Source organism: Massilia sp. GER05 (genome assembly GCF_052056005.1).
Classification (GTDB): domain Bacteria; phylum Pseudomonadota; class Gammaproteobacteria; order Burkholderiales; family Burkholderiaceae_D; genus Telluria; species Telluria orientalis.
The window spans coordinates 5,680,590-5,705,758 of the sequence record NZ_CP178858.1; the positions used below are offsets into that span (position 1 = coordinate 5,680,590).

The following is a 25,169-nucleotide window of genomic DNA, read 5'->3' on the forward strand; positions in this document are numbered from 1 at the left end:
CTCCGGCGCAATGGCGCCGAAGCGTGCATGCGTGGCTGCGGTGGGAGGGTAAACGTTGCGGTCATGATGCTCTCTCCTTGGTGGCGCCGGCTCGTGTGAGCTCTTTGCATGAATCCATCATAGTTCCGATCAATAGAGAGGAAAAATCGTTTGCACCGTTCCGAACTAACGGAAAATCCGATAACTTCGCGGAAGCCTTCCCGGCGCCATCCCGTTCACGGGAGCCCCCCCTGATCGCGGACGCCATGTCAGGTCCGGCCCGCATGCACGACGTCCTCGCGGGCGAGCAGCGCCACGACGCCGCCCGGGCAGGCCAGTCCCGGCTTCACGAGCTTATCGGCCAGCACCGCGGACCACGACGCAAGGAACCTCCGGGCGTCGGCTTCGTTCGGAAGCCAGAACTCGTCGATCGCGTCGGCTGCGGGCGCCGCGCCCGGCAATGCCACGACGTCGTTCTGCACGTGTCGCAGCGGGAGCGTGCCTGCTGCTCCGGCTGCATCGACCCACGCCTTTGCGTAGTCGCCTGGGTCGGCGTCGGCCGCCCGCCGCATCAGGGTGAACAGCTTGACGGACGTTGGCGGCTGGTCGCCACGCGCCACGATCTGCCGTTCCCGCGATGGCAGGAACACGACCGTCGCCTGGTCGACGAAATTGTCTTCGTCGTCCTTCAGGCTGGCGTTGTAGAACGGGTGGCGCCGCGACGCTTCGAGCATCGCGAAGTCGTCGACCCAGACCTGGGTCACGAAATCGCGGTTCAACGCGAAGGGGTCGGTGCCCGGTGGGGTCGTACGATACTGTCCGTCGAACACCGCGTTCTGCACGTAGCGGTGCGGGGCACAGTCCGGCGCCACCTCGATGAAACGCAGGACCATCTCCCCGTGCACCGCACGGATGTGATGGCGGTGGTCGGCAATGGTCGTGCCGGGCTTGCGGCGCCCGACGATATTGAGTTTGAGAGACATGCCATCCTCCTGATCAGCGTACGCCGCTGTTCAGCGAATCCTGCGAGAACGTCGTTTCCGGGTAGCGCGGCATCGTCTTGTATTGCTGCGGTTTTTCGTTCTCGATCCCGTTGACGAACCAGGTGCTCGACAGCAGGTCGTAGAAGCCGAATACGGTCGGGGTCGTCGCCGGCAGGTCGGGCATCATCACCGGCAGTTGCCACGTGGTCTTCCACAGCTGGCCCTTGGCATCCCAGCGATCGCCCAGCACCGCCGTCCAGGTATCCTCGTCGAGGTAGTAACGCCCTTTCGGCGCCACGTGCCGCATGCCGGGCTTCAGGTTCGCTTCCACGACCCAGACGCGGTGCAGCTCCCAGCGCACCATGTCGGGGTTCAAGTGGTTCGCGCCGATCAGGTCGAGATCCTTGCCCTTCAAGGAACGGTTCGTGTTGTACGGGATGAGCATCTCTTTCTTGCCGAGCAGCTTCCAGTCGAAGCGGTCGAGGCGTCCGCCGAACACGTTGACCTCGTCGAAGCTCATCACGCCTGCGGTCGCGGGCGTCGGGGTGTCGCAGCAGGCGTTCGGCAGCTTGCGCGTCCGGCGCTGGCCGGCCAGGTAGACATAGCTGCTGTCGCGATCCGCATCCAGGTTCAGGCGTCCCAGGATGGCCTCGCCGGCACGAATCGGCGGCCCGACGTTCACGAGCCGGATGTTCCAGTAATTACCCCCGGCCGCCTCGGCGCTGCCGTCCTTGAAGAAATACGGCATGCTCTGGGCGCCTACGGCGTCGACCGTCATCACCGGCTTGCCTTCGGCGGTGATCAGGTAGCCGCGAATGTTGAGCTCCCAGTTTTCGCCACGCCAGTTCAGCAAGTGGTTCCACATCGCCTCGGCACCGCTCTTCGGGATGGGAAACGGTATCCCGCCGTAGACTCCGGTGGGGAATTGTTTCTCGCCGAGCTTGCCGGCCGTCGCGTTCTTCGCCGTGTTTTCGTATACCCATTGCGGCGCCGCGGCCGTGCGGTGCGTCGGGTACACGTCAATGCGGTAGCTGGCGTGCTTCTTCAGCATCGCCTTCGTGCCGTCGGTCAGCTTGTCCGCGTACTGGTCCATGTTCTTCGCCGTGATCGAATACAGCGGCTTTTCGCCGGCGTAGGGATCCTGGTCGCGCCGCCCGCCGGCCTTATAGCCTGCCGCCGCCTTGGTCAGGCCGCCGTCCCAGGCCGGGATCGTGCCGTCCTTGTTGCCGGCTTTTTCGGCGCCGAACGGTGTCAGCGTCTTGCCCAGCTGCGCCGCCTCCTCGGGCGTGGCCGCGCCGACGGCACCCGTCATGGCCGCAGTCACCGCGGCGGTCACGATTGCTCGCGTGAAGTTCATTGTCGTCTCCTGACTATTATGTGATTAGAAGGTGCGGCGCAGCGAGAACGACGCGAAATCGCGGTCCTTCAACGCCTGCTTGTACGTGTAGACGGTGCCCGCGGCGCCGTTCGTCGCGATGGTCGCCGCCGCCCCGTAGTAATGCGTGACGTTGATGCTGGCGAACCAGACATCCTCGTAGCGGCCGTTGACGCCGATGCTGAAATCGCCGCCCTTGTCCGCGCCGAACGACGGGCCGAGCGCCCCGGAGCGGCCCTTCGGCGTGTAGCCGACGCCGACCGGCACATCGATGTCGAGGCCCGGCCGCACCTGGCGGTAGGACGGCGTGTACACGGCGCGCAGGCCCCACGCGTCGCGTGCGGCGTTCGGGTCGAGGTGGTCGGCGTTCTTCGTCACGCTGGTGACGCGGTTCCAGGCGATCTCGCCCGCCAGCGACGACTCGGCGGAGATCGCGTTCGGTGCGAGCGTGGCCAGCGTCGACACGTTCAGGTGCGCCGTCCGGCCCACCGGATACACCGGATTGCCACGGTTGTCGGAAGGCGCCACCGGGCCGCCGAACGCGGCCGGCACGACGCCGTAGAGGTCCGGCGAGCCGGCATTGCTCAACGCGGCGTTACGGCGCACCGAGGCTTCGGCGGACACGTTGAATTCGCCGAAGGTCTTGCTGGCGCTGACGCCGTACGTGAGGGTGCCCTCGTGGTAGAAGTGACGGAACGTGGCCGGGAACGCACCGACCGGCGTCGGCACGAGGCCCAGCACAACCTGGGGCGACTTGTCGTTGTAGCGCGCGGCGTAGAAGCCCAGGTCGACGTCGCTGCCCGCGGGCGTCCACTTGATCTGCATGCCGCCCTGCCCGGAATTCTTCGCGTTGACGACGCCCATGTAGATGCTGCGCGGCGTCGGCGGCGCGCCGAGGATCAGGCTCTCGACGCCGGTGCCCACGTTGTCGACGAAGTTGAAGTAGCTGCCGATACCGGGCAGCCGGTTCGCCTCCCAGCGATACTGGTAGTAGGCGCCGAGCGTCAGGTTCGACGCGAGCTGCACCTGGCCCGAGACCTGGCCGACCGGCCGGATCAGTTCCTTGAACTGCGTGTTCGGCACCGATTGCGCCTTGACGACGTCGATCGGCTGCTGGGCGGCGGCGATGCCGTTGGCGCCATAGAACAACGTTTCGCCATACACCAGCGCATGGCGGCCGAGACGCACGGAGACCGGTTTGCCCGCCACGTCGCCGTTGGCGAAGAGGAAGGCTTCCAGCAGCTCGGCCTTGCGTCCGTGCAGCGTGCGCGTCGCTTCGGTGAACTCGCTGGCAGGTACCGACAGTGCGTTGTAGGTGAAGGGGGAATCGTTGTCCGTATGGCGGTTGTAGACCGAGTCGTACCAGGCGGCGCCGCTCACGCGCGCGCCGACGTTCTTGTAGGTGAGGTCCATCTCCGACAGCAGGTCGACGCGATTCGAGATGAGACCCTTGCCGAAGTTGCGGTCGCCGTCGTCGAAATTGGGTGCGTCTGGCGTGGCGATCAACTCGGCGCTGCGTTCTTTCAGGCGGAACGCGGCACTGTATTTGATCGTGTTATCCCAGCGCAGCTTCAGTTCGGGGTTGCCGGTATCGATTTCGCCAGCGCCGGCGCCTGTGGCTGCGAACAGCGTCCCGAAGGCGGCGGCCAGCGTGCAGGCAGCGCCCTTCCGAAGTTTGGTGGTCATGTGGCCGAAGCCGAATGTGTGGTGGTGCATTGGGTCTCCATATAGTTATTCGTGCGCGGCGTGCCAGGCCTGCCGACGAGGAATCCCGACTGCGACGGACGTGATGCGGCCGCCGGAACTGCAGGTCGCACTACCGGGACTCCATCGAGTGATTGCGGCAGGAAGTCGGCGGACGCTTGATACGCCGCGAGATGCGGCTCGGTTCAGCCGGTGGTATGAGTCATCGATGTCATGCGCATGTCTCCGATTTGTGATTGGTTCTGCCAAGGCTTGGCTTAAAACTGATCATATCGGCGAATGAGAAACGTTTAAAACCGTTTCTACCGATTGTTAGTACCGGAAAAAACGATGCGTCCATGCGCATGTTGAGCGTCGACCTGCCAAAGCTGGCTGGTTCAATAAGCAAGTCCGAAACCGAACGGGAACAAGGGTCGTTCGCTGTCGTACGGCAGGTCCGAACGCTGCCTGGCGACGGCCGCCATCGAAGACGGCAGCTCCACCGGCAAGTGGCCTTCCGGCGTTCCCTTCCCGGTCACGACATCCAGCAAGGCCTCGTCGCTTATGCCGAAAGTGGCCAGCACCGCCCTTGTCTTGTCGACGACATTGGTTAGGATCGCGGGTCGCTCGAGGTTGACGGTGACGATGGTGGGGATGCGTGCGCCGGCGCGCTTGATCGCTTCGTAGTCGGGATTGCCGTCCACGAAGGCGAGGCTCCCTCGCTGGACAGTATCAGACAACAAAAAACCCGCTGTCTCTACGAGAACAGCGGGTTCTTTGATGTCCCTGAACACTCAGGGACGGTGTCCTGGCGGAGGCGGTGGGATTCGAACCCACGATACAGGTTTAAGCCCGTATGCTTCCTTAGCAGGGAAGTGCCTTCGGCCACTCGGCCACGCCTCCAGTCAGCTTCAACGTTTATGCGTCAGCGCTGAGTGCACGCATATTAATGGCCACACCCTTTTTGGTCAAGGAAGCACGGCCATTTTTTTGAAAAAAGTTAAGCTTGCTCCAGGTTAAACGCCTTGTGCAGGGCGCGCACGGCCAGCTCCATGTACTTCTCGTCGATCAGGACGGAGATCTTGATCTCCGACGTCGAGATCATCATGATGTTGATGCCCTCTTCCGACAGCGTACGGAACATCTGCGACGCGACGCCCACGTGGCTGCGCATGCCCACGCCCACGGCCGATACCTTCGAGACCTTGGCATCGCCCAGGATCCTGTCGGCGCCGATTTCGGCCTTCACGCCTTCCAGGACGCCCATGGCGCGCTGGTAATCGTTGCGCGACACGGTGAACGTGAAGTCGGTCTTACCGTCGACCGACTGGTTCTGTATGATCATGTCGACCTCGATATTGGCCTCCGAGATCGGCCCGAGGATGTGGAAGGCGACGCCCGGCTTGTCGGGCACGCCCAGGACAGTGATTTTGGCTTCATCGCGGTGGAAGGCGATGCCCGAGATGACGGCTTGTTCCATGTTGCTTTCTTCCTCAAACGAAATCAGGGTACCCGAGTTGGCTTCTTCTTCGAGCGACATCAGGGGGTCGGTCAGCGACGACAGCACGCGTGTCGGCACGCGGTAGTTGCCGGCAAATTCCACGGAGCGGGTCTGCAGGACTTTCGAGCCCAGCGACGCCAGTTCCAGCATTTCTTCGAACGTGATCTTCGACAGGCGGCGCGCTTCGCTCACGACGCGCGGGTCGGTCGTGTAGACGCCGTCGACGTCCGTGTAGATCAGGCATTCGTCGGCCTTCAGTGCGGCCGCGATCGCGACGGCGGAGGTGTCCGAACCACCACGGCCCAGCGTGGAGATATTACCGTCCTCATCCATGCCCTGGAAACCGGTGATGATGACGATCCTGCCAGCGTCCAGGTCGGCGCGCACGCGGGTGTCGTCGATCGACTGGATACGGGCCTTCGTGAAGGCCGAGTCCGTCTTGATGCCCACCTGCCAGCCCGTGTACGACACGGCATCCTTGCCACGCGCCAGCAGTGCCATGGCCAGCAGGCCGACCGACACCTGTTCGCCGGTCGATGCAATCATGTCCAGTTCACGCGGGTCCGGCTGCGACATAATCTCTTTCGCCAGGCCGATCAAACGGTTGGTTTCACCGGACATTGCCGAGGGGACGACAACGACTTGATGGCCGGCGTCGTGCCATTTGGCGACGCGGGCCGCGACGTTCTTGATGCGTTCCGTCGAACCCATCGACGTACCGCCATATTTGTGGACTATTAAGGCCATGACTGAAGGGATTTCCGCTTGTAAAAAATCAAATGAGCCTTTTACTCTACATGCTGCGGCGCGGAATCACAAGCCGTCAGGATGCGAAATCTATACCAAATAGGAATATGGTAATACGGAAAGGGTATTAACGCGGGATGGCTGCCGTCGCGCTTTCCCAACGCAACGCGACGCGCTCCGGGCCCTCGGTCACGTGCCGGCAATCCATGCCGAGCCCCGCCGCGAACAGCAGGTCGAAGCCGGCATTCACGATGGGCAGGCGCCCCCGTTCCCAGGCCGGGATGCCGCTCGCCTGGTAATGCATCTTGAGGCTGCGGCTGGGACGGTTGTGCGCCAGGCGCAGCCGTTCGCCGCCCTTGCGGAAATCGATCTCGAGTCCCTGCTCGCGCAGCCAGGCCGGATCGAACCCGCGTTCGGCCATATCGAAATGCAGCACGCCGCCGTAATCGGGAAACGCAATGGATGCCTCGCCATTCCAGCGGAACGGCTGGGCGTGCTTGTCGATGATGCCGGCGTCCTCGGGATCGCGCATCCCGGCGAGGTCCGGCAGGCGCGGCACGAGATACAAATGGTCGCGGTGGCGGCGCACGTCGACGTCCGGGTGTTCGACGAGCAATTGCGCGTCCTCGCGCGCGGACAGGATCTGCGCCACCATCTGCGCCAGCCAGGCCGTCGACGGCATCGCGAGGCGGCGCACGGTGAACCAGTGGCGCAGCAGGTTGTCGATGCGGTCGCGGCTCAGCGCGCGCACGCGGACGAGGTCGAGACCATCGCCGGCCAGGCAGGCCTGCAGGTCCTGCTCACCCAGCTCGTCCAGCAGGCGCTGGGCCGAGCGCGTGTGGGCGCTGCTGCGCGCCACGCGTTGCTGGTAGCCGGGAAACGCGGCGGCCAACGCCGGTATCACCTGGTGGCGCAGCGCGTTGCGGGCATAGCGCGGATCGGTATTGGATTCGTCTTCGACCCACGTGATGCCCCGCTCGCGCGCGACCTGTTCGAGGTCGGCGCGCGCGACGCCCAGCAGCGGGCGCGCCATGGCCAGGCGTTCGTCGCCCAGCAAACCGGGTGCGCGGTTGGCGGGATCCATGCCGGACAGGCCGGCCGGACCGGAACCGCGCAGCAATTGCAACAGCACCGTTTCGACCTGGTCGTCGAGGTGATGGGCGGTCAGCAGCACGCCGGCGCCATGGGCCCGGCACATCTCGCCGAGCGCCGCGTAGCGCAGCTTGCGCGCGGCAGCCTCGATGCCGCTCTTCCCTTTCGCGACGACGACAGCGCGCCAGTCGAACGGGATGCCCAGCGCAGCGGCGGCGGCCGCGCAATGGTCGCGCCAGGCGTCGGCGTTCGGGCTCAGCCCATGGTGGACGTGGAAGGCGCGGGCGTTCAGGCCGTGCGCGTGCACGAGGTGCAGCAGCACCATCGAATCGAGGCCGCCGCTGAGGGCGACCGCGACGGGCGGCATGGCATCGGGAAGGTATGCTTCGCGCAGGGCCGCGATGGCCTGCGCGAACTGGGCGACAAGCACGGCCGCCCCCTGCGTACGACGGCTCACTCTTCGCGCGGCGTCGTTTCCTTGAACTTGCCGTAGGCCAGCAGCTTGGCGTGGCGGGCATCCAGCAGTTCCCTGGTCTTCATGCCCTGGAACTGGCGCAGCGTGTCGGCCAGCGCGCGCTTGAGCATCTGGGCCATCTGGGCCGGGTCGCGGTGGGCGCCGCCCAGCGGTTCGTTGACGATCTTGTCGATCAGGCCCATCGCCTTCAGGCGGTGCGCCGTCAGGCCAAGGGCGTTTGCCGCGTCCGCCGCCCGCTCCGACGTCTTCCACAGGATCGACGCGCAGCCTTCCGGCGAAATCACGGAATACGTCGCGTACTGCAGCATCAGCACGGCGTCGCCGACGGCGATCGCCAGCGCGCCGCCCGAGCCGCCTTCGCCGATGATCGTGGCGATCAGCGGCACTTTCAGCTCGGCCATCACGTACAGGTTGTGGCCGATGGCTTCCGACTGGCCGCGCTCTTCCGCGTCGATGCCGGGGAAGGCGCCGGGAGTGTCCACGAACGTGAAGATCGGCAGGTTGAATTTCTCGGCCACCTTCATCAGGCGCATGGCCTTGCGGTAGCCTTCCGGACGCGGCATGCCGAAGTTGCGCATCGCGCGTTCCTTCGTGTCGCGGCCCTTCTGGTGGCCGATGACCATGCAGGACTGGCCGTTGAAGCGGGCCAGGCCGCCGATGATCGACTGGTCGTCGGCGAAGGTACGGTCGCCGTGCAGCTCATGGAAATCGGTGAAGATCGCGTTCACATAATCCATCGTGTACGGACGCTGCGGATGGCGGGCGATCTGGGAAACCTGCCAAGGGGTCAGCTTGGCATAGATGTCTTTCGTCAGTTGCTGGCTCTTCTTGGCCAGGCGGTCGATTTCTTCCGAGATGTCGACGGCGGAATCGTCCTGCACGAAGCGCAGCTCTTCGATTTTCGAATCGAGCTCGGCAATCGGCTGCTCGAAACTGAGGAAAGTTGTTTTACTCATTGTACCTCCGGGTGTGTTCGTGGCCGCGGAAGATCATCCGCGCGGCGGCAAGGGCGCTATTCTATACCGGAACCGGATCCAGGCTACGCCATAAATACCATGTAGCAACTGTTCGCCAGGGCTCCCAATTGGCGGCGACCTCGCGCGCATCGCTGCGCGAAACCGGCTCGCCGGAGAAGTAATTCTGGCTGATGCCCTGGATCAGGCCGGGATCGTCCAGGGGCAGGACGTTCGGTCTGAGCAGATTAAATATCAAAAACATCTCGGCTGTCCAGCGCGTGATGCCGCGGATCTGGACCAGCTCGGCGATGACGGCCTCGTCATCCATCTGCGACCATTGGTCGGCATGGACGCGCTTCGCCTTGAAGTGATCGGCCAGGTCGAGGATGTATTCCGTCTTCCGTTTCGACAGGCCGCAGCCCGCCAGTTCTTCCGCGCCGGCCTTGATGACCTGCGACGGCGTCATCTTCGGGCACAGCGTGCGCAGCTTCATCCAGGCGGTCTCGGCGGCCTTGACCGTCACCTGTTGGCCGACGATGGAGCGGGCCAGCGTGGTGAACGGGTCGGGATGGCCACGCAGGTGCATATCGCCGAATTGCGGGATCAGCTTGTTCATGATGCGGTCCCGACGCATGAGCTCGGCCTTCGCCTCCGCCCAGTACGGTGGGACGGAAGGCTGAACGTCCGGCGGCGCCGGGACGGCGCCCGCGAGGTCCTTGGAAAGTGCCATGCTCGTGCGCGGAGGGCCGGTCAGGCGCGACGCCAGTTGGTGCTGCCGTCCGGCTTGTCCTCGAGCACGACGCCGCCTGCGGTCAGCTCGGCGCGGATCGCGTCCGCCTCGGCGAAATTGCGCGCCTTCTTGGCGGCGGCGCGGCGCGCGATCGCGTCGACGATCGCAGCTTCGCCCAGGCCACCCTCGCCCGGCGTGCCGGCCTGCAGGAAGGCTTGCGGACTGCGTTCGAGCAGGCCCAGTACGGCGGCCAGCGCCTTCAGCTGGCGCGCGGCCGCGACGGATTTGCTCTTGTTGACTTCCGTGGCCAGGTCGAACAGCTCGGCCACCGCCAGCGGCGTATTGAAATCGTCGTCCATCGCGTCGCGGAAGCGCTGCGCATGGGCTTCGTCCCAGTCGACGGCGAGCGGCTCGAGGCCGACATCGACCTCGGACAAGGCCGTGTACAGGCGCGTCAGCGCGCCCTTCGCGTCGTCGATGTGGACGTCCGAGTAATTCAGCGGGCTGCGGTAGTGGGCACGCAGGATGAAGAAGCGGATGACTTCGGCATCGTATTTCTTGAGGACGTCGCGGATCGTGAAGAAATTGCCCAGCGACTTGGACATCTTCTCGTTGTCGACGCGCACGAAGCCATTGTGGATCCAGTAGTTCGCCATCGGCGGGCCGAACGCGCCTTCCGACTGGGCGATCTCGTTCTCGTGGTGCGGGAACTGCAGGTCGGCGCCGCCGCCGTGGATGTCGAAGTGTTCGCCCAGCATGGCGCACGACATGGCCGAGCACTCGATGTGCCAGCCCGGACGACCTTTACCCCATTTCGAATCCCATTTGGCTTCGTCGGGCTCGGATTCCTTGGCGGCCTTCCACAGCACGAAGTCGAGCGGATCGCGCTTGCCCGTGTTCACGTCCACGCGCTCGCCGGCGCGCAGGTCGTCCAGCGACTTGCCGGACAGCTTGCCGTAGCCCGGAAAATTCCGCACGGCATAGTTCACGTCGCCGTCCTCGCCCCGGTAGGCGAGTTCCTTCGTTTCCAGCTTTTCGATAATCGACAGCATGTGCGGCACGTACTCCGTCGCGCGCGGCGCGAAATCCGGCGGCAGGATGCCCAAGGCAGCAGTGTCTTCGTCCATCGCCTTGATGAAACGGGTCGTGAGCGACGTCATCGTTTCATTGTTCTCGACGGCGCGCTTGATGATCTTGTCGTCGATATCCGTGATGTTGCGGACGTATTTGACCTCGTAGCCCGATGCCTTGAGCCAGCGGTAGATGACGTCGAACGCCATCATCATCCGGCCGTGACCGACGTGGCAGTAATCGTAAACCGTCATCCCGCACACGTACATGTTGACCTTGCCGGACTGGAGGGGAACGAATACCTGCTTGTCACGCGCGAGCGTGTTGTAGATCTTGAGTTGGCTCATCGGATGTTTGCTAGAGGGTTGGAGCATGACGCTCGAAACGCAGCCTTGCGGCAGTGCCGTGACGTGGCAGGCGCGTCGGGAGTGTCAGGACAGCGAATCTTGGGAACCTTGTTCTTTTTGATAGAATCGGCAGTCCGTCGCAAAGTATAGCATTGATAAAATCCCGACTGGCCGCATATGCCATAGGTTTATTTTTCTGCAAAACCCTTGACAGCACTTTGCGCTATATCCACCGAGAGGAAGCTACGATGCACGTCCTGAAATCGCCCGGCGCCCGCTTTACTGCCCGCTTTGTCGCAGGTGTGGCCGCCCTGACCCTGTCCGCAGCCGCGTTCGCCGCCGACCCGCAAGTCTCGCTGAAAACGTCGATGGGCGAGATCGTGCTGGAGCTGAACCAGGAAAAAGCACCCATCACCGTGGACAATTTCCTCAAGTACGTCAAAGCCGGCTTCTACAAGGGCACGATCTTCCACCGCGTGATCGACGGCTTCATGATCCAGGCCGGCGGCATGGATGCCCAGTTCCATGGACGCAAGACGAACAAACCGATCAAGAACGAGTCCAACAACGGCCTGTCGAACGAAAAGTATACCGTCGCCATGGCGCGCGAATCCAATCCGGACTCGGCCACCTCGCAATTCTTCATCAACGTGGTCGACAATCCCGGGCTCGATTATCCGAACATGCAGGGCTCGGGCTACACCGTATTCGGCAAGGTCGTGAAGGGCCAGGACGTCGTCGACAAGATCAAGGCCGTCGTCGTGGACGACATCCGGGGCCTCGAAAACGTGCCGGTCACGCCCGTCACGATCCAGTCCGCGACCCTCCTCAAGGGCGATAAAGTAAAATAACGAACTCGCAACTCCAACGATAGGAAAAAACATGACCACCGTACTCATGACCACCAACAAGGGCAACATCAAGGTCGAACTGGACGCCGACAAGGCACCGAAGACCGTTGCCAACTTCCTGGACTACGTGAACAAGGGTCACTTCTCGAACACGATCTTCCATCGCGTGATCAAGGACTTCATGATCCAGGGCGGCGGTTTCGAGCCGGGCATGAAGCAAAAGCCGACCGAGCAGACCGTCGAGAACGAAGCGAAGAACGGCCTCAAGAACGACAAGTACACGATCGCCATGGCCCGCACGATGGCCCCGCACTCGGCATCGGCCCAGTTCTTCATCAACACCAAGAACAATGACTTCCTGAACTACCCGGGCCAGGACGGCTGGGGCTATGCCGTGTTCGGCAAGGTCGTCGAAGGCCAGGACATCGTCGACCAGATCAACAACGTCAAGACGAGCCGTGCCGGCATGCACTCGGACGTGCCGAGCGAAGACGTCGTCATCGAAAAGATCGAAGTCGTCCAGTAAACACGTCGCAAAACCTGCTGCGCGTTGCATATTGGCGGGGGCGCCTAGCCCTGCGATGCTCGCTGTACTCCTCGTACAGCTGCGCTTCCCGGCCAGATCCGCTGCCGCTCGCGACGGTTTTTCGAGGTGTTTAGCAATCCCAGACAGGCAGGCATGACGCACGGGATCCACCTCCCGGTCGTCCTGGCAACATGATGACCGCACCCGCGCGCACGCTCGCACTCTTCATTTCCGACCTGCACCTGCAGGCATCCCACCCGCGTACGGCCGAAGCGTTTTTCCGCTTCCTGGCCGAACGCGCGGTGCATGCCGAGCGGCTTTATCTGCTCGGCGACATCTTCGAATACTGGGCCGGCGACGATGACCTCGACGACCCGTTCAACCGCAGCGTCGCCACCGCGCTGCGCCGCGTGAGCGATGGCGGCACGGCCGTCTACTGGCTCGGCGGCAACCGCGACTTCCTCGTCGGCACGGGCTTCGCCGAGGCGGCCGGCCTCACCCTGCTGCCCGAGCCGCATGTAGCGACCATCGGCGGCTGCCAGGTCGTCCTCGTGCACGGCGACGCCCAGTGCACGGACGACGTCAAGTACATGGCGTTCCGCGCCCAGGTGCGCGACCCGGCATGGCAGACCCAATTCCTCGCCATGCCGCTGGCGCAGCGCAAGGCGATCATCGCCGGCCTGCGCGAAGGCAGCCGCGCGGCGCACGGCGAAAAATCGTACGAGATCATGGACGTCACCCCGGCCGCCGTCGCCACGCTGCATGCGGACACGGGTACGGACGTCATCATCCACGGCCACACCCACCGCCCCGCCCTGCACGAGGCCGGCGGCATGCGGCGCTATGTGCTGCCCGACTGGGAACTCGACGCGGATCCCGTCCGCGGCGGCTGGATCGCAATCGACGAGGACGGACGCATCCTGCGCTTCGACCTCGACGGACAAACAATCTAACCCCTCTCAATCCTGCTAGGTCACCCTCGTATTGACCGCTGCCGGCATGGTGTTATACTTAACTACAACACCACTACTCTACATCACCAACATGGAGGCAGGCATGACAAGTACTGCACCGCGACGAAAGGAGGCCGGCAATGACGATCGGCTGGAATGACAACTCTCCAATCTACCGGCAGTTGAAGGACAGGGTGATCGGTATGATGCTCGATGGCGCCCTGAAGGCCGGGGATCCGCTCCCCTCCGTGCGCCAGATCGCAGCGGAATACCAGCTGAATCCGATCACGGTCTCGAAGGCTTACCAGGAACTGGTCGACGACAACTTAGTAGAAAAACGAAGGGGGATCGGTATGTACGTCACGGAAGGCGCGAGCGAGAAACTGCTCGCCAGCGAAAGGGAGCGCTTCCTGCGCGAGGAATGGCCGGCGATGCTGGAGCGAATCCGCCGCCTCGGCCTCAATATCGATCAATTGCTGCGTGAACCGGCCGGAGGCGACAAATGAGCGCCGTGATCGAAGCGAAAAACCTGACGAAGCGCTACGGCAAGCGCACGGCGGTGAACGGCATCGACTTCACCATCCCCGCCGGCCGGATCGTCGGCCTGATCGGCCCGAACGGCTCGGGCAAGACCACTACCCTGAAGGCCGCGCTCGGTCTGATCCCGTTCGAGGGCCAGTTGTCCGTGCTGGGCCTCGACCCGCGCGCCCACCGCGACGAGCTGATGCAGGATGTCTGCTTCATCGCCGACGTCGCGATCCTGCCGCGCTGGCTGCGCGTGCGCGACGCCATCGACTTCGTGGCCGGCGTGCACCCGCGCTTCAACCGCGAGAAAGCGGAGCGCTATATCGCGAACACGAAGCTGCAGCCGGGCATGAAGGTCAAGGAAATGTCCAAGGGCATGATCGTGCAACTGCACCTGGCCCTCGTGATGGCCATCGATGCGAAGCTGCTCGTGCTGGACGAGCCCACGCTGGGCCTCGACATCATCTACCGCAAGCAGTTCTACCAGAACCTGCTGGAGGACTATTTTGACGAGCACAAGACGATCGTCATCACGACGCACCAGGTCGAGGAAGTCGAGCACATCCTGACCGACCTGATGTTCATCCGCGACGGCCGCATCGTGCTGGCCGCATCGATGGAAGAGATCGGCGAGCGCTATGTCGAAGTCATGGTGCCGCAGGAAAAACTGAGCGCCGCCAACGCGCTGCAGCCACTCGACCGCCGCACCGTGTTCGGCAAGGCCGTGATGCTGTTCGATGCCGGCCCCGGCGGCGCATCGCGCCAGCAGCTGGCCGCGCTCGGCGAAACCCGTAATCCCTCCGTCGCCGATTTGTTCGTCGCGACCATGAAAGGAACCTACGCATGAACTCGAACACCATGAAATGGCTGCTCAGGCGCGAGTTCTGGGAGCATAAAGGCTCGATGTTCTGGGCGCCGCTCATCGTCGGCTCGCTGCTCGTCGTGCTGCTGGGCTGCACCATCACCTACGGCATCATGCAGCACGGCATTCCCGCGCACGTGACGGTCAACGGCCAGACGCTGGATCACGCCCGCCTCGACCAGATCCTGCCCGAGGAAACGAAGCTGGTGGTCGCGAAGATCGCCACCGGCATGTACCTGGGCGCATCGGCGCCGCTGTTCGCAATCCTGGTCGGCGTCGTGTTCTTCTACTGCCTCGGTGCACTGTACGACGAGCGCCGCGACCGCAGCATCCTGTTCTGGAAGTCGCTGCCCGTGTCCGATCCGATGACGGTGCTGTCGAAGGCCGCCATGGCGACGGTCGTCGCGCCCGCGATCACGCTCGTGCTGGCCGTCGCCACCTCGCTGGCGCTGCTCGTCATCGCCTGCCTGGCGCTCAGTGCGCAGGGCCTGAACCTGTTCGCGTCGCTGCTGGCGTCGTCCGATCTGTACCTGTCGCCGCTGCGCCTCGCCGCACTGCTGCCGGTGTACGTCGTGTGGGCGCTGCCGACGGTGGGCTGGCTGATCCTCGTGTCCAGCTGGGCGAAATCGAAGCCGTTCCTGTGGGCCGTCGGCGTGCCGGTCGTCGCGCTCGTCATCATCAAGTGGATCAACGCGGCGCTCGAGAATTTCTCCGGCCAGACGCTGCTGCTGTCGCACTACGCGAGCGACGTCGTCGCCCGCATCCTCGGCGGCATCGTGCCCGGCATCTGGTTCACGTTCCAGCCGGCCCTGCAGACAGGGGTGCGCCCGACCGAGAACGGCGTCGACATGAGCGGGCTCGTGTCCCAGTCGTACCTGTCGCTGGCCGGGATCGATGCCTGGATCGGCGTCGCGATGGGCGTCGCAATGTTGTATGCCGCCATCCGCATGCGCCGCTGGCGCGACGAAGGCTGAGGCCATGCGCCCCGCCCTCGTCGCCCTCGCCCTGCTGTCCGCGACGGCTTACGCGCAGGACATCGAGCCGGGCGCAAACCCGAGCGCAAACGGCGCAGGCGTGGTGCACGTGAATGCGATCAAGAATCCGGAGATGCATTCCTACCGCGCCATCGCCGCCGGCCTCGACACCTTCGACGCGCAGCATGCGCTGGCGCCCGCCGTCCCGCAACTGCGGTTCGCCGTACGCAAGCGTGGCGGCGCCCTGCTGGAAGGCGACCTGCCGACGGCGAAGCTGACCGCCGACGCGTTCACGCTGGCACTGCCGGTCGGCACGGACGCGCTGTTCGACGTCCCGCGCAGCCAGCCGGCGTGGGATGCGGACGCGGAACTGGTGCTGAGCCGCAAGCGCAAGGACGTCCGGGTCTGGCCCTACGTGCGCACGCCCGGCCTGGCCGACAACCAACGCCGCCTGGGCGACCTGCGGCTCGAATGCCAGGTCTTCGTCACCGTCGCCAAGAAGGAGGCGCCGTTCTGGGTCGTCGCGCTGGCCAACACCGTGTTCCTGACGGGCGACTGGTGCAGCTTCTTCAAGGACCAGGACCGCACGTGGTCCGTGAACGTGGAATCGCCGCTCGCGTCCGCCATGTTGCGCGAAGGCGAGCGCACGCTGCCGCTGAAGGTGAAGGGTCGCCAGTTCGAGCTGCCGCTGTATGACGCCGGCTGGGGCAACGATGCCGTCGTCGACCTCGCGTTCGTCGCGCCCGAAGGAGCCACGCCATGAGAACCAGGCCTATCGGGTTATTGTTCGCGCTCGCTTGCATCCCGCCGGCCGCACACGCCGACGAGCCCGTGCCATCGGTCCAGGTGAAGGGCATCGCGGATCCGGAAATGCGCTCGTACCGCAGCGTCGTGGCCGGCCTCGACGCGTTCGACGCGCACCGCGCGCTGGCGCCGCACGCCCTGCTCCGCTTCCGCATGCGCCACGCGGAAGGCGCGCCGGCGAACGCGGGCGACGGCCTGCGGCTGCGGCTCGCGAGCGACGACGGGAGCTTCCAGGAAGACGTCCCCATCGATGCCGCCGGCCTGCTCACCGTCGGCCGCAACCAGGCCGCCTACGATGCGGACGCCACGTTCATCCTGAACCAGAAGAACGGTTTGTACACGGGACATCCGGAAGTGCGCACGGCCGGCCTGCCGGACAACGTCCGCCGGCTCGGCGACCTGCGCCTGGAGTGCCGCGTCACCATCGCCATCGTCAAGGACCAGATGCCGTTCATGGCGAAGGCTGCCATCAACACGCTGATGCTGACGTCGGACTGGTGCGCCAAGAAGGATTTCAACTACGGCACGCTGGCGCCGCGACCGGGCGGGCGTGCGGTGCTGCGCGACGGCGAACGGTCGCGCACGCTGGAAACGCAGGGCTGGAACATGATGGTGCCGATCGGCGACACGGGCTGGCCGGACGACGCCCTCGTGCAATTCGACGCGGGTGCAGACGAGCGCGCGCCCGCGAGCACTACTCGAACTGCTGGCGAAACGCCGCGAACTGCGCCTTGAGTTCGTCGACTTCGCTGCGCAACGCGGCCACTTCCTGCTCCAGCTGCGCCACGCGGGCGCCCGTCGTACCGCCGGCCGCGCCGGCGGCTGCGCCAGCGCCCGCATCCACGCGCGCGACGTCGATAGCCCCGCCGAGCAATTGCCCGTAGCGGGATTCCTTCGTGCCGGGCGCCCGTTCGAGCCGGACGACGAGCGGTGGGTACTTGTCGATGAGGAATTGCAGCGCGCTTTCCACCTCGGCCACCGATTTGAAATCGTGCAGGCGGCCCGTGCGGCTGCGGATTTCGCCCGCCGTCTGCAGGCCGCGCAGCATCAGCACGGCCAGCACGGCGACCTTGTCCTGCTCGAGCGTCCACTTGATGCGCATGCGGTGCTCGTACTTGATGACGCGCGCGCCGGCCTGGGCGATGCCGTTCACGAGCTTGCGCTGCATGAGGCGCTGCAGGGTGTCGTGGACGACGTCTTCCGACAGCTGCATCACGGGGTCGCGGCTGGACAGCTGGTTGCAGCCGTTCATCACCGCATTCAGCGACATGGGGTAATTGTCGGGCGTCAGCGCCTCTTTTTCGGCGAGGACGCCCAGTACGCGGATTTCGTTGGGGTCGAGGTCGGATGCCGGGTCGAAGCTGCCCGGGATGTCGTCTTGCATCGGTGGTCCTTTAGTCTACGAGCCGGTTCAGTTGTGCCTGGTCGAGTTTATCACTCTCGTCGGGGGTATGGCAGCGGATGCCGGCCGCCTTCATCGTCGCGCACATGCGCTCGATCTGCTCGTCCTGCTGGGCCACGTGGTTGATCAGGTTGCGCAGTGCCTTCGATAGCGGATCGTCGCCGTTCGGCGTGACGCCGTACGCGGCGAACATCTGCGCGCTGCGCGTCTGATCTTCCTTGCGCACGATGTGGGCCGGGTTGCCGACGGCCGTCGCGCCGGCCGGAACCGCCTTGACGACGACGGCGTTCGAACCCACCTTCGCGTATTCGCCGACCGTGAACGCGCCGAGCACCTGCGCGCCGGCCCCCACGATCACGCCGCGCTCCAGCGTCGGATGGCGCTTCGTGCCCGCGACCAGGGTCGTGCCGCCCAGGGTGACGCCCTGGTAGATCGTGCAATCGTCGCCGACGACGGCCGTCTCGCCGATCACGACGCCGAAGCCGTGGTCGATGAAGACGCGCCGGCCGATCGTCGCCCCGGGGTGGATTTCGATGCCCGTGAGAACGCGCGCGAAATACGAGATGAACCTGCCCAGCCAGCGGAAGTTGGCGCGCCAACAAGCATGCGCCCAGCGGTGCATGACGACGGCATGCAGGCCCGGGTAGCAGGTGAGCACTTCCCATGCGTTACGTGCCGCAGGGTCGCGTTCGATGATGCTCTGGATATCTTCGCGCAGGTTGGAAAACATAGTCGTGATTCGTGCAAGTGAAGCAGCATGGTAGCTTATCCGCGCCGTACTTGCTTATGAGGGAATCAATTTTGGGGAGGCGGAATGCCGGCGGTCGGTGGGCACAAGGTGCCCGCCCTACGGCGGTGATGCATGTCGTAGGGTGGGCTCCCCGAGCCCACCTTCGCGAACCGGATTATTAACCTTCGCGCGCCAGGCGCTGGCGGCGGGCCTCGTACAGGCAGACGCCCGAGGCCACGGAGACGTTCAGGCTCTCGACCGAGCCGAACATGGGAATGGAAACGAGGATGTCGCAGGTCTCGCGGGTCAGGCGGCGCATGCCCTCGCCTTCCGAGCCCATCACGAGCGCCGTCGGGCCCGTGAAATCGCCTTCGTACAAACCCTTGTCGGCATCGTCGGACGTGCCGATCAGCCAGATGCCCCGCTCCTTCAGGTCGCGCATCGTGCGCGCCAGGTTCGTCACGGTGATGTAAGGCACGGTCTCGGCGGCACCGCTGGCGACCTTCGCCGCAGTCGCGTTCAGGCCGACGGAGCGGTCCTTCGGGGCGATGACGGCATGCGCGCCGACGCCGTCCGCCACGCGCAGGCAGGCACCCAGGTTGTGCGGGTCGGTGATGCCGTCCAGGATCAGCAGCAGCGGCGGCCCTTCCACGGCATCCAGCAACTCGTCCAGGTTGCGCGCCAGCGACAGCTGGCTCGCGAACGCGATCACGCCCTGGTGGCGGCGGGTGCCGACGATCTTGTCGAGGCGCTCGGCGTCGACGGGCATCACGCGCACGCCGGCCGATTTCGCGTTGGCGATCAGGTCCTGCATGCGGCGGTCCTGGCGGCCGGCATCGACGAAGATCTCTTCCACGCTGGCGGCCTCGTGGCGGAGGCGCGAGGTCACGGCGTGGAAGCCGAAAATCATTTTATTTTTCATGCGTTACTTCTTCTTCCTGGTTTTGGAGGCGCTCTTGGTGGGAGCGCTTTTATTCGCCGCGGTCTTCTTGGACGCGGTCTGGTTTGCCGCGGCCGCTTTTGCGGCCGGCGATCCATTCCTGTTGCCGCGTCGGCTGCGCGTCGGCGGCACGAACACGACGTCTTCTTCGCTCTCGTCGGTGGCACCGAACGTCGATGCGGCCGGCTCGGCCGGCGTCGCGCGGGCTTCCTGCTGCGACACCGGTACGGCGCTCCCCTTCGCCTTGCGGCGACGCGGCGGCTTCGGTTCGCGGGCGTCCAGCGCAGCGGCGCGGGCGCGTTCCAGCGGCGCCGGCGCTGCCTCGCTCGGCTGGGCCAGCACGAGATCGATCTTGCGCGATTCCAGGTCGACACGCGCGACCTGTACCGTCACACGGCCCGTCAGCTGGTACACCTGGCCCGTGCGTTCGCCGCGCAGTTCGTGGCGGGCTTCGTCGTACTGGAAGTAATCGGTCCCGAGACCCGTGACGTGCACGAGGCCTTCGACGAACAACTGGTCGAGCTGGACGAAGATGCCGAACGGCGTCACGCCCGAGATCACGCCCGTAAATTCCTCGCCGAGTTTGTCCTTCATGTAGTAGCACTTGAGCCAGTTCTCGACGTCGCGCGACGCCTCGTCGGCACGGCGTTCGTTGGCCGAGCAGTGCACGCCCAGCGCATCCCAGATCGTCAGGTCCTTCGGATCCTTCTGCTTGCCTTCGGCCTTGTCCTTCGTTGCCTGCTTGCGCACCGCTTTCGACACGGTCGTGTTCAGCTTGGACAGGTCGATGCCGGTCGGCTCGTACTTCTTCCCCTTCAGCACGGCCTTGATGGCGCGGTGCGTCAGCAGGTCGGGGTAGCGGCGGATCGGGCTCGTGAAGTGCGCATAGGCTTCGTACGCGAGGCCGAAGTGGCCGACGTTGTCCGGGCTGTAGACGGCCTGCTGCATCGAGCGCAGCAGCATGGTCTGCAGCAGGGTCGCGTCCGGACGCTCCTTGATGCGCGTCATCAGTTCGGCGTAATCGCGCGCCTGCGGCGTCGTGCCGCCGCCCAGGTTCAGGCCCACCTGCTTCAGGAAGGTGCGCAGCTGGTTCAGCTTTTCCTCGGTCGGCACGGCGTGGATGCGGAACGTGCTCGGCTGGTCGTGGCGGATCAGGAAGTCGGCGGCGCACACGTTGGCGGCCAGCATGCATTCCTCGATCAGGCGGTGCGCGTCGTTGCGCGTGCGCGGCAGGATCTTCTCGATCTTGCCCATCGCATTGCAGACGATATACGTTTCCGTCGTCTCGAAATCGATGGCGCCCCGCTCCTGGCGCGCCTTCAGCAGCGAGCGGAACACTTCGTTCAGGTTCAGCAGGTGCGGCACGATGCCGGGACGGCGGCCCGCTTCCGGTCCGCTCGTGTTGCCCAGGATAGCGGCGACCTCGTCATAGGTCAGGCGCGCCGCCGAATGCATCACGGCCGGATAGAACTGGTAGGCCTTCACTTCGCCGTCGGTCGTCACGACCATGTCGCACACGAGCGTGAGGCGGTCGACGGCCGGGTTCAGCGAGCACAGGCCGTTCGACAGCTTTTCCGGCAGCATCGGGATCACGCGGCGCGGGAAATACACGGACGTCGAACGCTCGATCGCGTCGCCATCCAGCGCATCGTTCGGCTTGACGTAGTGGCTGACGTCGGCAATGGCGACGAGCAGGCGGTAGCCCTTCGTGCGGCCGATCTTGACGGGTTCGCAGTAGACGGCATCGTCGAAGTCGCGCGCATCCGCGCCGTCGATGGTGACGAGCGGCACGTCGCGCAGGTCGACGCGGTCTGCCAGGTCGGCGTCGCGCACCTCGTTCGGCAATTTATTGGCCTGCTTGATGGCGGCCGGCGAAAAGATATGCGGCACGCCGAACTTGCGCACGGCGATCTCGATCTCCATGCCCGGGTCGTCCAGTTCGCCGAGTACTTCGACGATCCTGCCGGTGGGCTGGCGGAAGCGCGACGGCTGCTCGAGGAGTTCGACGCTGACGACCTGGCCGGCCTTGGCCTTGCCGGGCGCGCCGGACACGAGGATGTCCTGGCCGATGCGCTGGTCTTCCGGCGCGACGACCCAGACGCCGTTCTCGTTCAGGAGGCGGCCGATGACGTGGGTGTTGGCGCGTTCCGTGACTTCGACGATCGTGCCTTCGGCGCGGCCGCGGCGGTCGGTACCGACGACGCGGGCCAGCACGCGGTCGCCGTGCAGGACCTTCTGCATTTCCTTATCGGGCAGGAACAGGTCTTCACCGCCCTCGTCGGGGATGACGAAGCCGAAGCCGTCGCGGTGCGCGCTGATACGGCCGGAAATGAAACTCGAGTGGTCCGTGAGCGCATATTCGCCCGCCGGATTGGCGCGCAACTGGCCGTCGCGCTCCATCGCATTCAAGCGGCGCGACAGGACGCCTTCCGCTTCCGGGTTGACTTGCAGGGCTCGGGCCAGGGCGCCGCTGTCGAGCGGCCCCTTGGCCTCACGGAACACGCCGAGGATTTCCTCGCGGCTTGGGATGGTATGAGTTGGGTGCTTCAAATTTGTATTCTTTATCTTCTCAGTGGTGGCGCCGTCCGTTTGACAGCGCGGATCTCGTTACATTGACACGCAGGCACGCGTAGTGTAACGGAGGACCGGCAAATTCGCCTAACGTCGCCCGTGAACCGTGCAGGGAATGTCCGGTTCGGAGGGTCTTTGACATTTGCCATCCATCCGCTATACTCTCGGTCTCTTCGGAAACGGCCCAGCCGGAAACGAAGGCGCTGCGCAGGCGGTGCGCGCCAGGATCGAACGAAAGTTGGTCTAGCGCAAAACGGCAAAGCCTGATATCGTAGCGGAATTCGACGGCAACGTCGAGCAATGCAAGCAAAGCGGTCCAATGCCCACGTGGCGGAATTGGTAGACGCGCATGGTTCAGGTCCATGTGCCGCGAGGTGTGGGGGTTCGAGTCCCTCCGTGGGCACCAGCTGGCGAGCATTGATGGTTGTTTTGTATGCCCACGTGGCGGAATTGGTAGACGCGCATGGTTCAGGTCCATGTGCCGCGAGGTGTGGGGGTTCGAGTCCCTCCGTGGGCACCAGAAGCTACCGCTGTTGTTGTACGTTTTGATGTTTTGCATGCCCACGTGGCGGAATTGGTAGACGCGCATGGTTCAGGTCCATGTGCCGCGAGGTGTGGGGGTTCGAGTCCCTCCGTGGGCACCAAAAGCTACCGCTGTTGTTGTACGTTTGATGTTTTGCATGCCCACGTGGCGGAATTGGTAGACGCGCATGGTTCAGGTCCATGTGCCGCGAGGTGTGGGGGTTCGAGTCCCTCCGTGGGCACCAAAAGCTACCCGGTCTTCGAGACCACCAGGATACTGGCGCAAAACGCCGCAATCTTTGCAAAAGGATTGCGGCGTTTTGCGTTTCAGCGTTCGTCCGCGACCGATACCGGATCCAGATGCGCCGCCAGGAACGCGCCGATGCGCCGCTCGTATTCCTCGCGCGCGTACGCATGCAGGTTCACGTGCGCGGCGCCCTCCACCACCCACAACGCTTTCGGCTGCGCGGCGGCCTCGTACAACCGCTGCGTTTCGGCCAGGGTCGTGTGCAAATCGGCACTGCCGGACGCGATCAGCACCGGTGCCTTCACCTGTCCCACGAATTTGATCGGGTGCAGCGCATCCGGCTGGATCCCGAGACGCAGCGGCAGCTGCCACAGCAGCAGCACGGACAGCGGCCCGCCCACCGGCCCCAGCCGCATGCGCAAGCGGTTGGCGACGGCTTCCTCGATCGTCGGATACATCGATTCCAGCACAACGGCATCGACGGGAGGGCAATCGCGGCACAGCACGAGCGACGCCGCGCCGAGCGACACGCCGATCACGCCGATGCGCTGCCCCGGCGCCCGCCGCCGCAACTCCTCGAGCGCGGCCCGCACGCCATCCGCCTCGCGCAGGCCGAACGTGACGCAGGAGGCCGTGCTGGCGCCCTGGCCCGGCAAGTCGATCAGCAGGACGGCATAGCCCTGGCCGTTCAGGAAACGGGCGCGATCGGCCATGTCGCGGCGGTCGCCGTGGATCCCGTGCAGCAGCAGGACGGCGCCGCGGCCTCGCCCCGGCAGCCACGAACCGATGACGCGCTGGTCCGGGGCCGCGCGCAGCACCACGTCCTCGAAGCCCGGGCCGGCCAGCGCCACGGGCCGCGACTCGACCGCGATCAACTTCGAACCGATCGCCCACACGATGACGGCGCCCACCAGCAGGAGGGCGGCGAGTGCGAACAGGCAGGCGGAGAGCGGCAGGCGGAGCGGCATGCCAGCCATTAGACCGCAATGCCGGCCTCCGGTCCAGCCGGCTCGTTCAGTGGGCCGCCAGATCGTCGAGGATGGGGCAGTCGGAGCGGGCGTCGCCATGGCAGGAGCTGGCCAGCGTGGCGAGGGTCCGCTTCATCGCTTCCAGTTCCGCGATCTTGCGGTCCAGCGCGGCTATGTGTTCGAGCGCCAGGCGGCGCACGTCGGCGCTGGCCCGGTGCTTGTCGCGCCACAGCGCCAGCAGGTCCGCGATCTGGTCGAGCGAAAAACCCAGCGCGCGGCCGCGATGGATGAATTGCAGCATGCGCACGTCGTCGTCGCCATACAGCCGGTAGCCCGCCTCCGTGCGCCGCGCCGGCGGCAACAGGCCAATCGATTCGTAATGACGCACCATCTTCGCCGTCACGCCGGACGCCTTCGCCGCCTCGCCGATGTTGAAATATGTGTCGTTCATGGCGCCAGCATACACCTTCCCACGATGGGAAGCTCAAAGGGCCGCTTGACTTGTCGCGCCAAGCGGTTAAGCTCGGCGAACCATGAAGAAGACTGTCCTCATCCTGTTCGCCATCGCCCTGGCCGGCCCCGTCGTCCTGAACGCGGCCCCGGCGCCGTGGTATCACTGGCGCAGCAAGAGCACGGGCACGATCGTCTGCTCGCAGACGCCGCTCGGCGAAGGCTGGGCGCGCGCCGACGGGCCGTATCGTGACGCCCGTTGCGAAAAACCATTGCCTGCTAAATAATCCACCAGAGGAGCTTGCAACAAGAAGGTCGCCGTAGTCCCCTAACCGAGGAGAAATCGATGTTCAACAACCCCGAGCAATTCGCAAACGCCACCAAGACCCTGTTCGATCTGCAGATGCAGACCTTCAATGCCCTGGCCACCAAGGCCGTGCAGGGCGTCGAGCAGGTGGTGGCGCTGAACCTGGCGACCGCCAAGCAATCGATGGAAAACACGCTGGAGGCCAGCCGCCAGTTCAGCCAGGCACCGGACCCGAAGACGGCCATTGATGCCCTGCAGGCGCGCGTGCAGCCGGGCGTGACGGAAGCGACGGCCTATGGCGAACAGCTCAAGCAGATCATCGGCGACATCAAGAGCGAATTCGAGCAGGCCGCCGACACCCACCTGGCCGAAGCGAAGAACACGCTGTCCGCGCTGATCTACGACGTCACGCAAAACGTCAAGCCGGGCCAGGAAAACGCGGTGGAAATCATCAAGGCCGCGATCGAGAATGCGTTCAAGGGCTACGAGCAGGTGACGCAGTCGACACGCGATGCCATGCGCCGCGTCGAGGAGGAGGTCGCGCGCGCGACCGAGCGGTTGAAAGCCGCCCAGTCGCAAGCGCCCACGTCGCACTGAA

General features: G+C 64.8%; 25 protein-coding genes and 5 tRNA genes. 14 read left to right on the forward strand and 16 right to left on the reverse strand.

Annotation, left to right across the window (positions count from 1 at the left end):
* Positions 1 to 248 precede the first annotated feature (248 nt).
* The 10 genes from ACL58G_RS25030 to cysS form a co-directional block, all read right to left on the reverse strand.
* Positions 249 to 962 carry an EthD domain-containing protein gene (locus ACL58G_RS25030; RefSeq protein ID WP_413387832.1) on the reverse strand — a complete coding sequence of 238 codons (714 nt, stop codon included), beginning with the start codon at positions 960 to 962 and terminating at the stop codon, positions 249 to 251.
* A 13-nt stretch (positions 963 to 975) separates the two neighbouring features.
* A complete protein-coding gene (locus ACL58G_RS25035; protein WP_413387831.1) occupies positions 976 to 2,319 on the reverse strand; it encodes a DUF1329 domain-containing protein in 1,344 nt (447 codons plus the stop codon).
* A gap of 24 nt (positions 2,320 to 2,343) precedes the next feature.
* Positions 2,344 to 4,053, reverse strand: coding sequence for a DUF1302 domain-containing protein (locus tag ACL58G_RS25040; RefSeq protein ID WP_413387830.1), 1,710 nt, complete (start codon positions 4,051 to 4,053; stop codon positions 2,344 to 2,346).
* A 365-nt stretch (positions 4,054 to 4,418) separates the two neighbouring features.
* Positions 4,419 to 4,724 (reverse strand): glycoside hydrolase family 3 C-terminal domain-containing protein, encoded by a 306-nt coding sequence (locus ACL58G_RS25045; protein ID WP_413387829.1) that lies wholly within the window; start codon positions 4,722 to 4,724, stop codon positions 4,419 to 4,421.
* Positions 4,725 to 4,829: 105 nt separating this feature from the next.
* Positions 4,830 to 4,923: transfer RNA gene (locus tag ACL58G_RS25050), tRNA-Ser, on the reverse strand.
* A gap of 97 nt (positions 4,924 to 5,020) precedes the next feature.
* A complete protein-coding gene (locus ACL58G_RS25055; RefSeq protein ID WP_413387828.1) occupies positions 5,021 to 6,268 on the reverse strand; it encodes an aspartate kinase in 1,248 nt (415 codons plus the stop codon).
* A 127-nt stretch (positions 6,269 to 6,395) separates the two neighbouring features.
* Positions 6,396 to 7,817, reverse strand: a complete 1,422-nt coding sequence (gene tilS / locus ACL58G_RS25060; protein ID WP_440963556.1) for a tRNA lysidine(34) synthetase TilS — start codon at positions 7,815 to 7,817, stop codon at positions 6,396 to 6,398.
* Positions 7,814 to 8,791, reverse strand: a complete 978-nt coding sequence (locus tag ACL58G_RS25065) for an acetyl-CoA carboxylase carboxyltransferase subunit alpha (protein WP_440963557.1) — start codon at positions 8,789 to 8,791, stop codon at positions 7,814 to 7,816. The genes tilS and ACL58G_RS25065 overlap by 4 nt, the downstream gene beginning before the upstream one ends.
* Positions 8,792 to 8,852: 61 nt before the next feature.
* Positions 8,853 to 9,521 (reverse strand): DNA-3-methyladenine glycosylase family protein, encoded by a 669-nt coding sequence (locus ACL58G_RS25070; protein ID WP_413341595.1) that lies wholly within the window; start codon positions 9,519 to 9,521, stop codon positions 8,853 to 8,855.
* A 20-nt stretch (positions 9,522 to 9,541) separates the two neighbouring features.
* Positions 9,542 to 10,939 (reverse strand): cysteine--tRNA ligase, encoded by a 1,398-nt coding sequence (gene cysS, locus ACL58G_RS25075; RefSeq protein WP_440963558.1) that lies wholly within the window; start codon positions 10,937 to 10,939, stop codon positions 9,542 to 9,544.
* A 248-nt stretch (positions 10,940 to 11,187) separates the two neighbouring features.
* On the opposite strand from cysS, the gene ACL58G_RS25080 reads away from it, so the two are divergent.
* The 8 genes from ACL58G_RS25080 to ACL58G_RS25115 all read left to right on the forward strand — a co-directional run bounded on the left by ACL58G_RS25080 (position 11,188) and on the right by ACL58G_RS25115 (position 17,169).
* The gene (locus ACL58G_RS25080; RefSeq protein WP_413387825.1) at positions 11,188 to 11,790 is read left to right on the forward strand and encodes a peptidylprolyl isomerase; all 603 of its coding nucleotides are present in this window, start codon (positions 11,188 to 11,190) and stop codon (positions 11,788 to 11,790) included.
* A gap of 31 nt (positions 11,791 to 11,821) precedes the next feature.
* On the forward strand, positions 11,822 to 12,316 hold the full coding sequence (locus ACL58G_RS25085; RefSeq protein ID WP_056128158.1) for a peptidylprolyl isomerase: 495 nt from the start codon (positions 11,822 to 11,824) through the stop codon (positions 12,314 to 12,316).
* Between the two features lie 194 nt (positions 12,317 to 12,510).
* Positions 12,511 to 13,269, forward strand: coding sequence for a UDP-2,3-diacylglucosamine diphosphatase (locus ACL58G_RS25090; RefSeq protein ID WP_440968110.1), 759 nt, complete (start codon positions 12,511 to 12,513; stop codon positions 13,267 to 13,269).
* Between the two features lie 140 nt (positions 13,270 to 13,409).
* Positions 13,410 to 13,775 carry a GntR family transcriptional regulator gene (locus ACL58G_RS25095; RefSeq protein WP_413341605.1) on the forward strand — a complete coding sequence of 122 codons (366 nt, stop codon included), beginning with the start codon at positions 13,410 to 13,412 and terminating at the stop codon, positions 13,773 to 13,775.
* A complete protein-coding gene (locus ACL58G_RS25100; RefSeq protein WP_440963559.1) occupies positions 13,772 to 14,641 on the forward strand; it encodes an ABC transporter ATP-binding protein in 870 nt (289 codons plus the stop codon). The genes ACL58G_RS25095 and ACL58G_RS25100 overlap by 4 nt, the downstream gene beginning before the upstream one ends.
* On the forward strand, positions 14,638 to 15,630 hold the full coding sequence (locus ACL58G_RS25105; protein ID WP_413387824.1) for a hypothetical protein: 993 nt from the start codon (positions 14,638 to 14,640) through the stop codon (positions 15,628 to 15,630). The genes ACL58G_RS25100 and ACL58G_RS25105 overlap by 4 nt, the downstream gene beginning before the upstream one ends.
* A 4-nt stretch (positions 15,631 to 15,634) precedes the next feature.
* The gene (locus tag ACL58G_RS25110; RefSeq protein WP_440963560.1) at positions 15,635 to 16,393 is read left to right on the forward strand and encodes a hypothetical protein; all 759 of its coding nucleotides are present in this window, start codon (positions 15,635 to 15,637) and stop codon (positions 16,391 to 16,393) included.
* Positions 16,390 to 17,169 (forward strand): hypothetical protein, encoded by a 780-nt coding sequence (locus ACL58G_RS25115; RefSeq protein ID WP_440963561.1) that lies wholly within the window; start codon positions 16,390 to 16,392, stop codon positions 17,167 to 17,169. Before ACL58G_RS25110 ends, ACL58G_RS25115 begins: the two co-directional genes overlap by 4 nt.
* Here ACL58G_RS25115 and ACL58G_RS25120 read toward each other — a convergent pair.
* The 4 genes from ACL58G_RS25120 to rnr all read right to left on the reverse strand — a co-directional run bounded on the left by ACL58G_RS25120 (position 17,129) and on the right by rnr (position 22,056).
* The gene (locus ACL58G_RS25120) at positions 17,129 to 17,818 is read right to left on the reverse strand and encodes a YceH family protein (protein ID WP_440963562.1); all 690 of its coding nucleotides are present in this window, start codon (positions 17,816 to 17,818) and stop codon (positions 17,129 to 17,131) included. The genes ACL58G_RS25115 and ACL58G_RS25120 overlap by 41 nt on opposite strands.
* A gap of 10 nt (positions 17,819 to 17,828) precedes the next feature.
* The gene (gene cysE, locus ACL58G_RS25125; protein ID WP_440963563.1) at positions 17,829 to 18,566 is read right to left on the reverse strand and encodes a serine O-acetyltransferase; all 738 of its coding nucleotides are present in this window, start codon (positions 18,564 to 18,566) and stop codon (positions 17,829 to 17,831) included.
* Between the two features lie 178 nt (positions 18,567 to 18,744).
* Positions 18,745 to 19,488 (reverse strand): 23S rRNA (guanosine(2251)-2'-O)-methyltransferase RlmB, encoded by a 744-nt coding sequence (gene rlmB, locus ACL58G_RS25130; RefSeq protein WP_413387819.1) that lies wholly within the window; start codon positions 19,486 to 19,488, stop codon positions 18,745 to 18,747.
* Positions 19,489 to 19,491: 3 nt separating this feature from the next.
* On the reverse strand, positions 19,492 to 22,056 hold the full coding sequence (gene rnr, locus ACL58G_RS25135) for a ribonuclease R (RefSeq protein WP_440963564.1): 2,565 nt from the start codon (positions 22,054 to 22,056) through the stop codon (positions 19,492 to 19,494).
* A gap of 342 nt (positions 22,057 to 22,398) precedes the next feature.
* Here rnr and ACL58G_RS25140 point away from each other — a divergent pair.
* The 4 genes from ACL58G_RS25140 to ACL58G_RS25155 all read left to right on the forward strand — a co-directional run bounded on the left by ACL58G_RS25140 (position 22,399) and on the right by ACL58G_RS25155 (position 22,844).
* Positions 22,399 to 22,483: transfer RNA gene (locus ACL58G_RS25140), tRNA-Leu, on the forward strand.
* 29 nt (positions 22,484 to 22,512) lie between these two features.
* Positions 22,513 to 22,597: transfer RNA gene (locus ACL58G_RS25145), tRNA-Leu, on the forward strand.
* Positions 22,598 to 22,636: 39 nt separating this feature from the next.
* Positions 22,637 to 22,721 (forward strand) — tRNA-Leu (locus ACL58G_RS25150).
* A gap of 38 nt (positions 22,722 to 22,759) precedes the next feature.
* Positions 22,760 to 22,844, forward strand: a tRNA-Leu gene (locus tag ACL58G_RS25155).
* 82 nt (positions 22,845 to 22,926) lie between these two features.
* On the opposite strand, the gene ACL58G_RS25160 is transcribed toward ACL58G_RS25155, so the two are convergent.
* Together ACL58G_RS25160 and cueR are read right to left on the reverse strand one after the other, a co-directional pair.
* Positions 22,927 to 23,814, reverse strand: coding sequence for an alpha/beta hydrolase (locus ACL58G_RS25160; protein WP_413387817.1), 888 nt, complete (start codon positions 23,812 to 23,814; stop codon positions 22,927 to 22,929).
* Positions 23,815 to 23,860: 46 nt separating this feature from the next.
* A complete protein-coding gene (gene cueR, locus ACL58G_RS25165) occupies positions 23,861 to 24,265 on the reverse strand; it encodes a Cu(I)-responsive transcriptional regulator (RefSeq protein WP_413387816.1) in 405 nt (134 codons plus the stop codon).
* 82 nt (positions 24,266 to 24,347) lie between these two features.
* On the opposite strand from cueR, the gene ACL58G_RS25170 reads away from it, so the two are divergent.
* Together ACL58G_RS25170 and phaP are read left to right on the forward strand one after the other, a co-directional pair.
* A complete protein-coding gene (locus ACL58G_RS25170; protein WP_371762304.1) occupies positions 24,348 to 24,551 on the forward strand; it encodes a hypothetical protein in 204 nt (67 codons plus the stop codon).
* Positions 24,552 to 24,610: 59 nt separating this feature from the next.
* The gene (phaP, locus tag ACL58G_RS25175) at positions 24,611 to 25,168 is read left to right on the forward strand and encodes a TIGR01841 family phasin (RefSeq protein WP_056128124.1); all 558 of its coding nucleotides are present in this window, start codon (positions 24,611 to 24,613) and stop codon (positions 25,166 to 25,168) included.
* Position 25,169 lies beyond the last annotated feature (1 nt).

Bases quoted from the DNA above. Each gene is read 5' to 3' on its own strand.
- ACL58G_RS25030 (WP_413387832.1), bottom strand. From the start codon at position 962: ATGTCTCTCAAACTCAATATCGTCGGGCGCCGCAAGCCCGGCACGACC.
- ACL58G_RS25035 (WP_413387831.1), bottom strand. From the start codon at position 2,319: ATGAACTTCACGCGAGCAATCGTGACCGCCGCGGTGACTGCGGCCATG.
- ACL58G_RS25040 (WP_413387830.1), bottom strand. From the start codon at position 4,053: ATGCACCACCACACATTCGGCTTCGGCCACATGACCACCAAACTTCGG.
- ACL58G_RS25055 (WP_413387828.1), bottom strand. From the start codon at position 6,268: ATGGCCTTAATAGTCCACAAATATGGCGGTACGTCGATGGGTTCGACG.
- ACL58G_RS25065 (WP_440963557.1), bottom strand. From the start codon at position 8,791: ATGAGTAAAACAACTTTCCTCAGTTTCGAGCAGCCGATTGCCGAGCTC.
- ACL58G_RS25070 (WP_413341595.1), bottom strand. From the start codon at position 9,521: ATGGCACTTTCCAAGGACCTCGCGGGCGCCGTCCCGGCGCCGCCGGAC.
- cysS (WP_440963558.1), bottom strand. From the start codon at position 10,939: ATGAGCCAACTCAAGATCTACAACACGCTCGCGCGTGACAAGCAGGTA.
- ACL58G_RS25080 (WP_413387825.1), top strand. From the start codon at position 11,188: ATGCACGTCCTGAAATCGCCCGGCGCCCGCTTTACTGCCCGCTTTGTC.
- ACL58G_RS25085 (WP_056128158.1), top strand. From the start codon at position 11,822: ATGACCACCGTACTCATGACCACCAACAAGGGCAACATCAAGGTCGAA.
- ACL58G_RS25090 (WP_440968110.1), top strand. From the start codon at position 12,511: ATGACCGCACCCGCGCGCACGCTCGCACTCTTCATTTCCGACCTGCAC.
- ACL58G_RS25095 (WP_413341605.1), top strand. From the start codon at position 13,410: ATGACGATCGGCTGGAATGACAACTCTCCAATCTACCGGCAGTTGAAG.
- ACL58G_RS25100 (WP_440963559.1), top strand. From the start codon at position 13,772: ATGAGCGCCGTGATCGAAGCGAAAAACCTGACGAAGCGCTACGGCAAG.
- ACL58G_RS25105 (WP_413387824.1), top strand. From the start codon at position 14,638: ATGAACTCGAACACCATGAAATGGCTGCTCAGGCGCGAGTTCTGGGAG.
- ACL58G_RS25110 (WP_440963560.1), top strand. From the start codon at position 15,635: ATGCGCCCCGCCCTCGTCGCCCTCGCCCTGCTGTCCGCGACGGCTTAC.
- ACL58G_RS25115 (WP_440963561.1), top strand. From the start codon at position 16,390: ATGAGAACCAGGCCTATCGGGTTATTGTTCGCGCTCGCTTGCATCCCG.
- ACL58G_RS25120 (WP_440963562.1), bottom strand. From the start codon at position 17,818: ATGCAAGACGACATCCCGGGCAGCTTCGACCCGGCATCCGACCTCGAC.
- cysE (WP_440963563.1), bottom strand. From the start codon at position 18,566: ATGTTTTCCAACCTGCGCGAAGATATCCAGAGCATCATCGAACGCGAC.
- rlmB (WP_413387819.1), bottom strand. From the start codon at position 19,488: ATGAAAAATAAAATGATTTTCGGCTTCCACGCCGTGACCTCGCGCCTC.
- ACL58G_RS25160 (WP_413387817.1), bottom strand. From the start codon at position 23,814: ATGCCGCTCCGCCTGCCGCTCTCCGCCTGCCTGTTCGCACTCGCCGCC.
- cueR (WP_413387816.1), bottom strand. From the start codon at position 24,265: ATGAACGACACATATTTCAACATCGGCGAGGCGGCGAAGGCGTCCGGC.
- ACL58G_RS25170 (WP_371762304.1), top strand. From the start codon at position 24,348: ATGAAGAAGACTGTCCTCATCCTGTTCGCCATCGCCCTGGCCGGCCCC.
- phaP (WP_056128124.1), top strand. From the start codon at position 24,611: ATGTTCAACAACCCCGAGCAATTCGCAAACGCCACCAAGACCCTGTTC.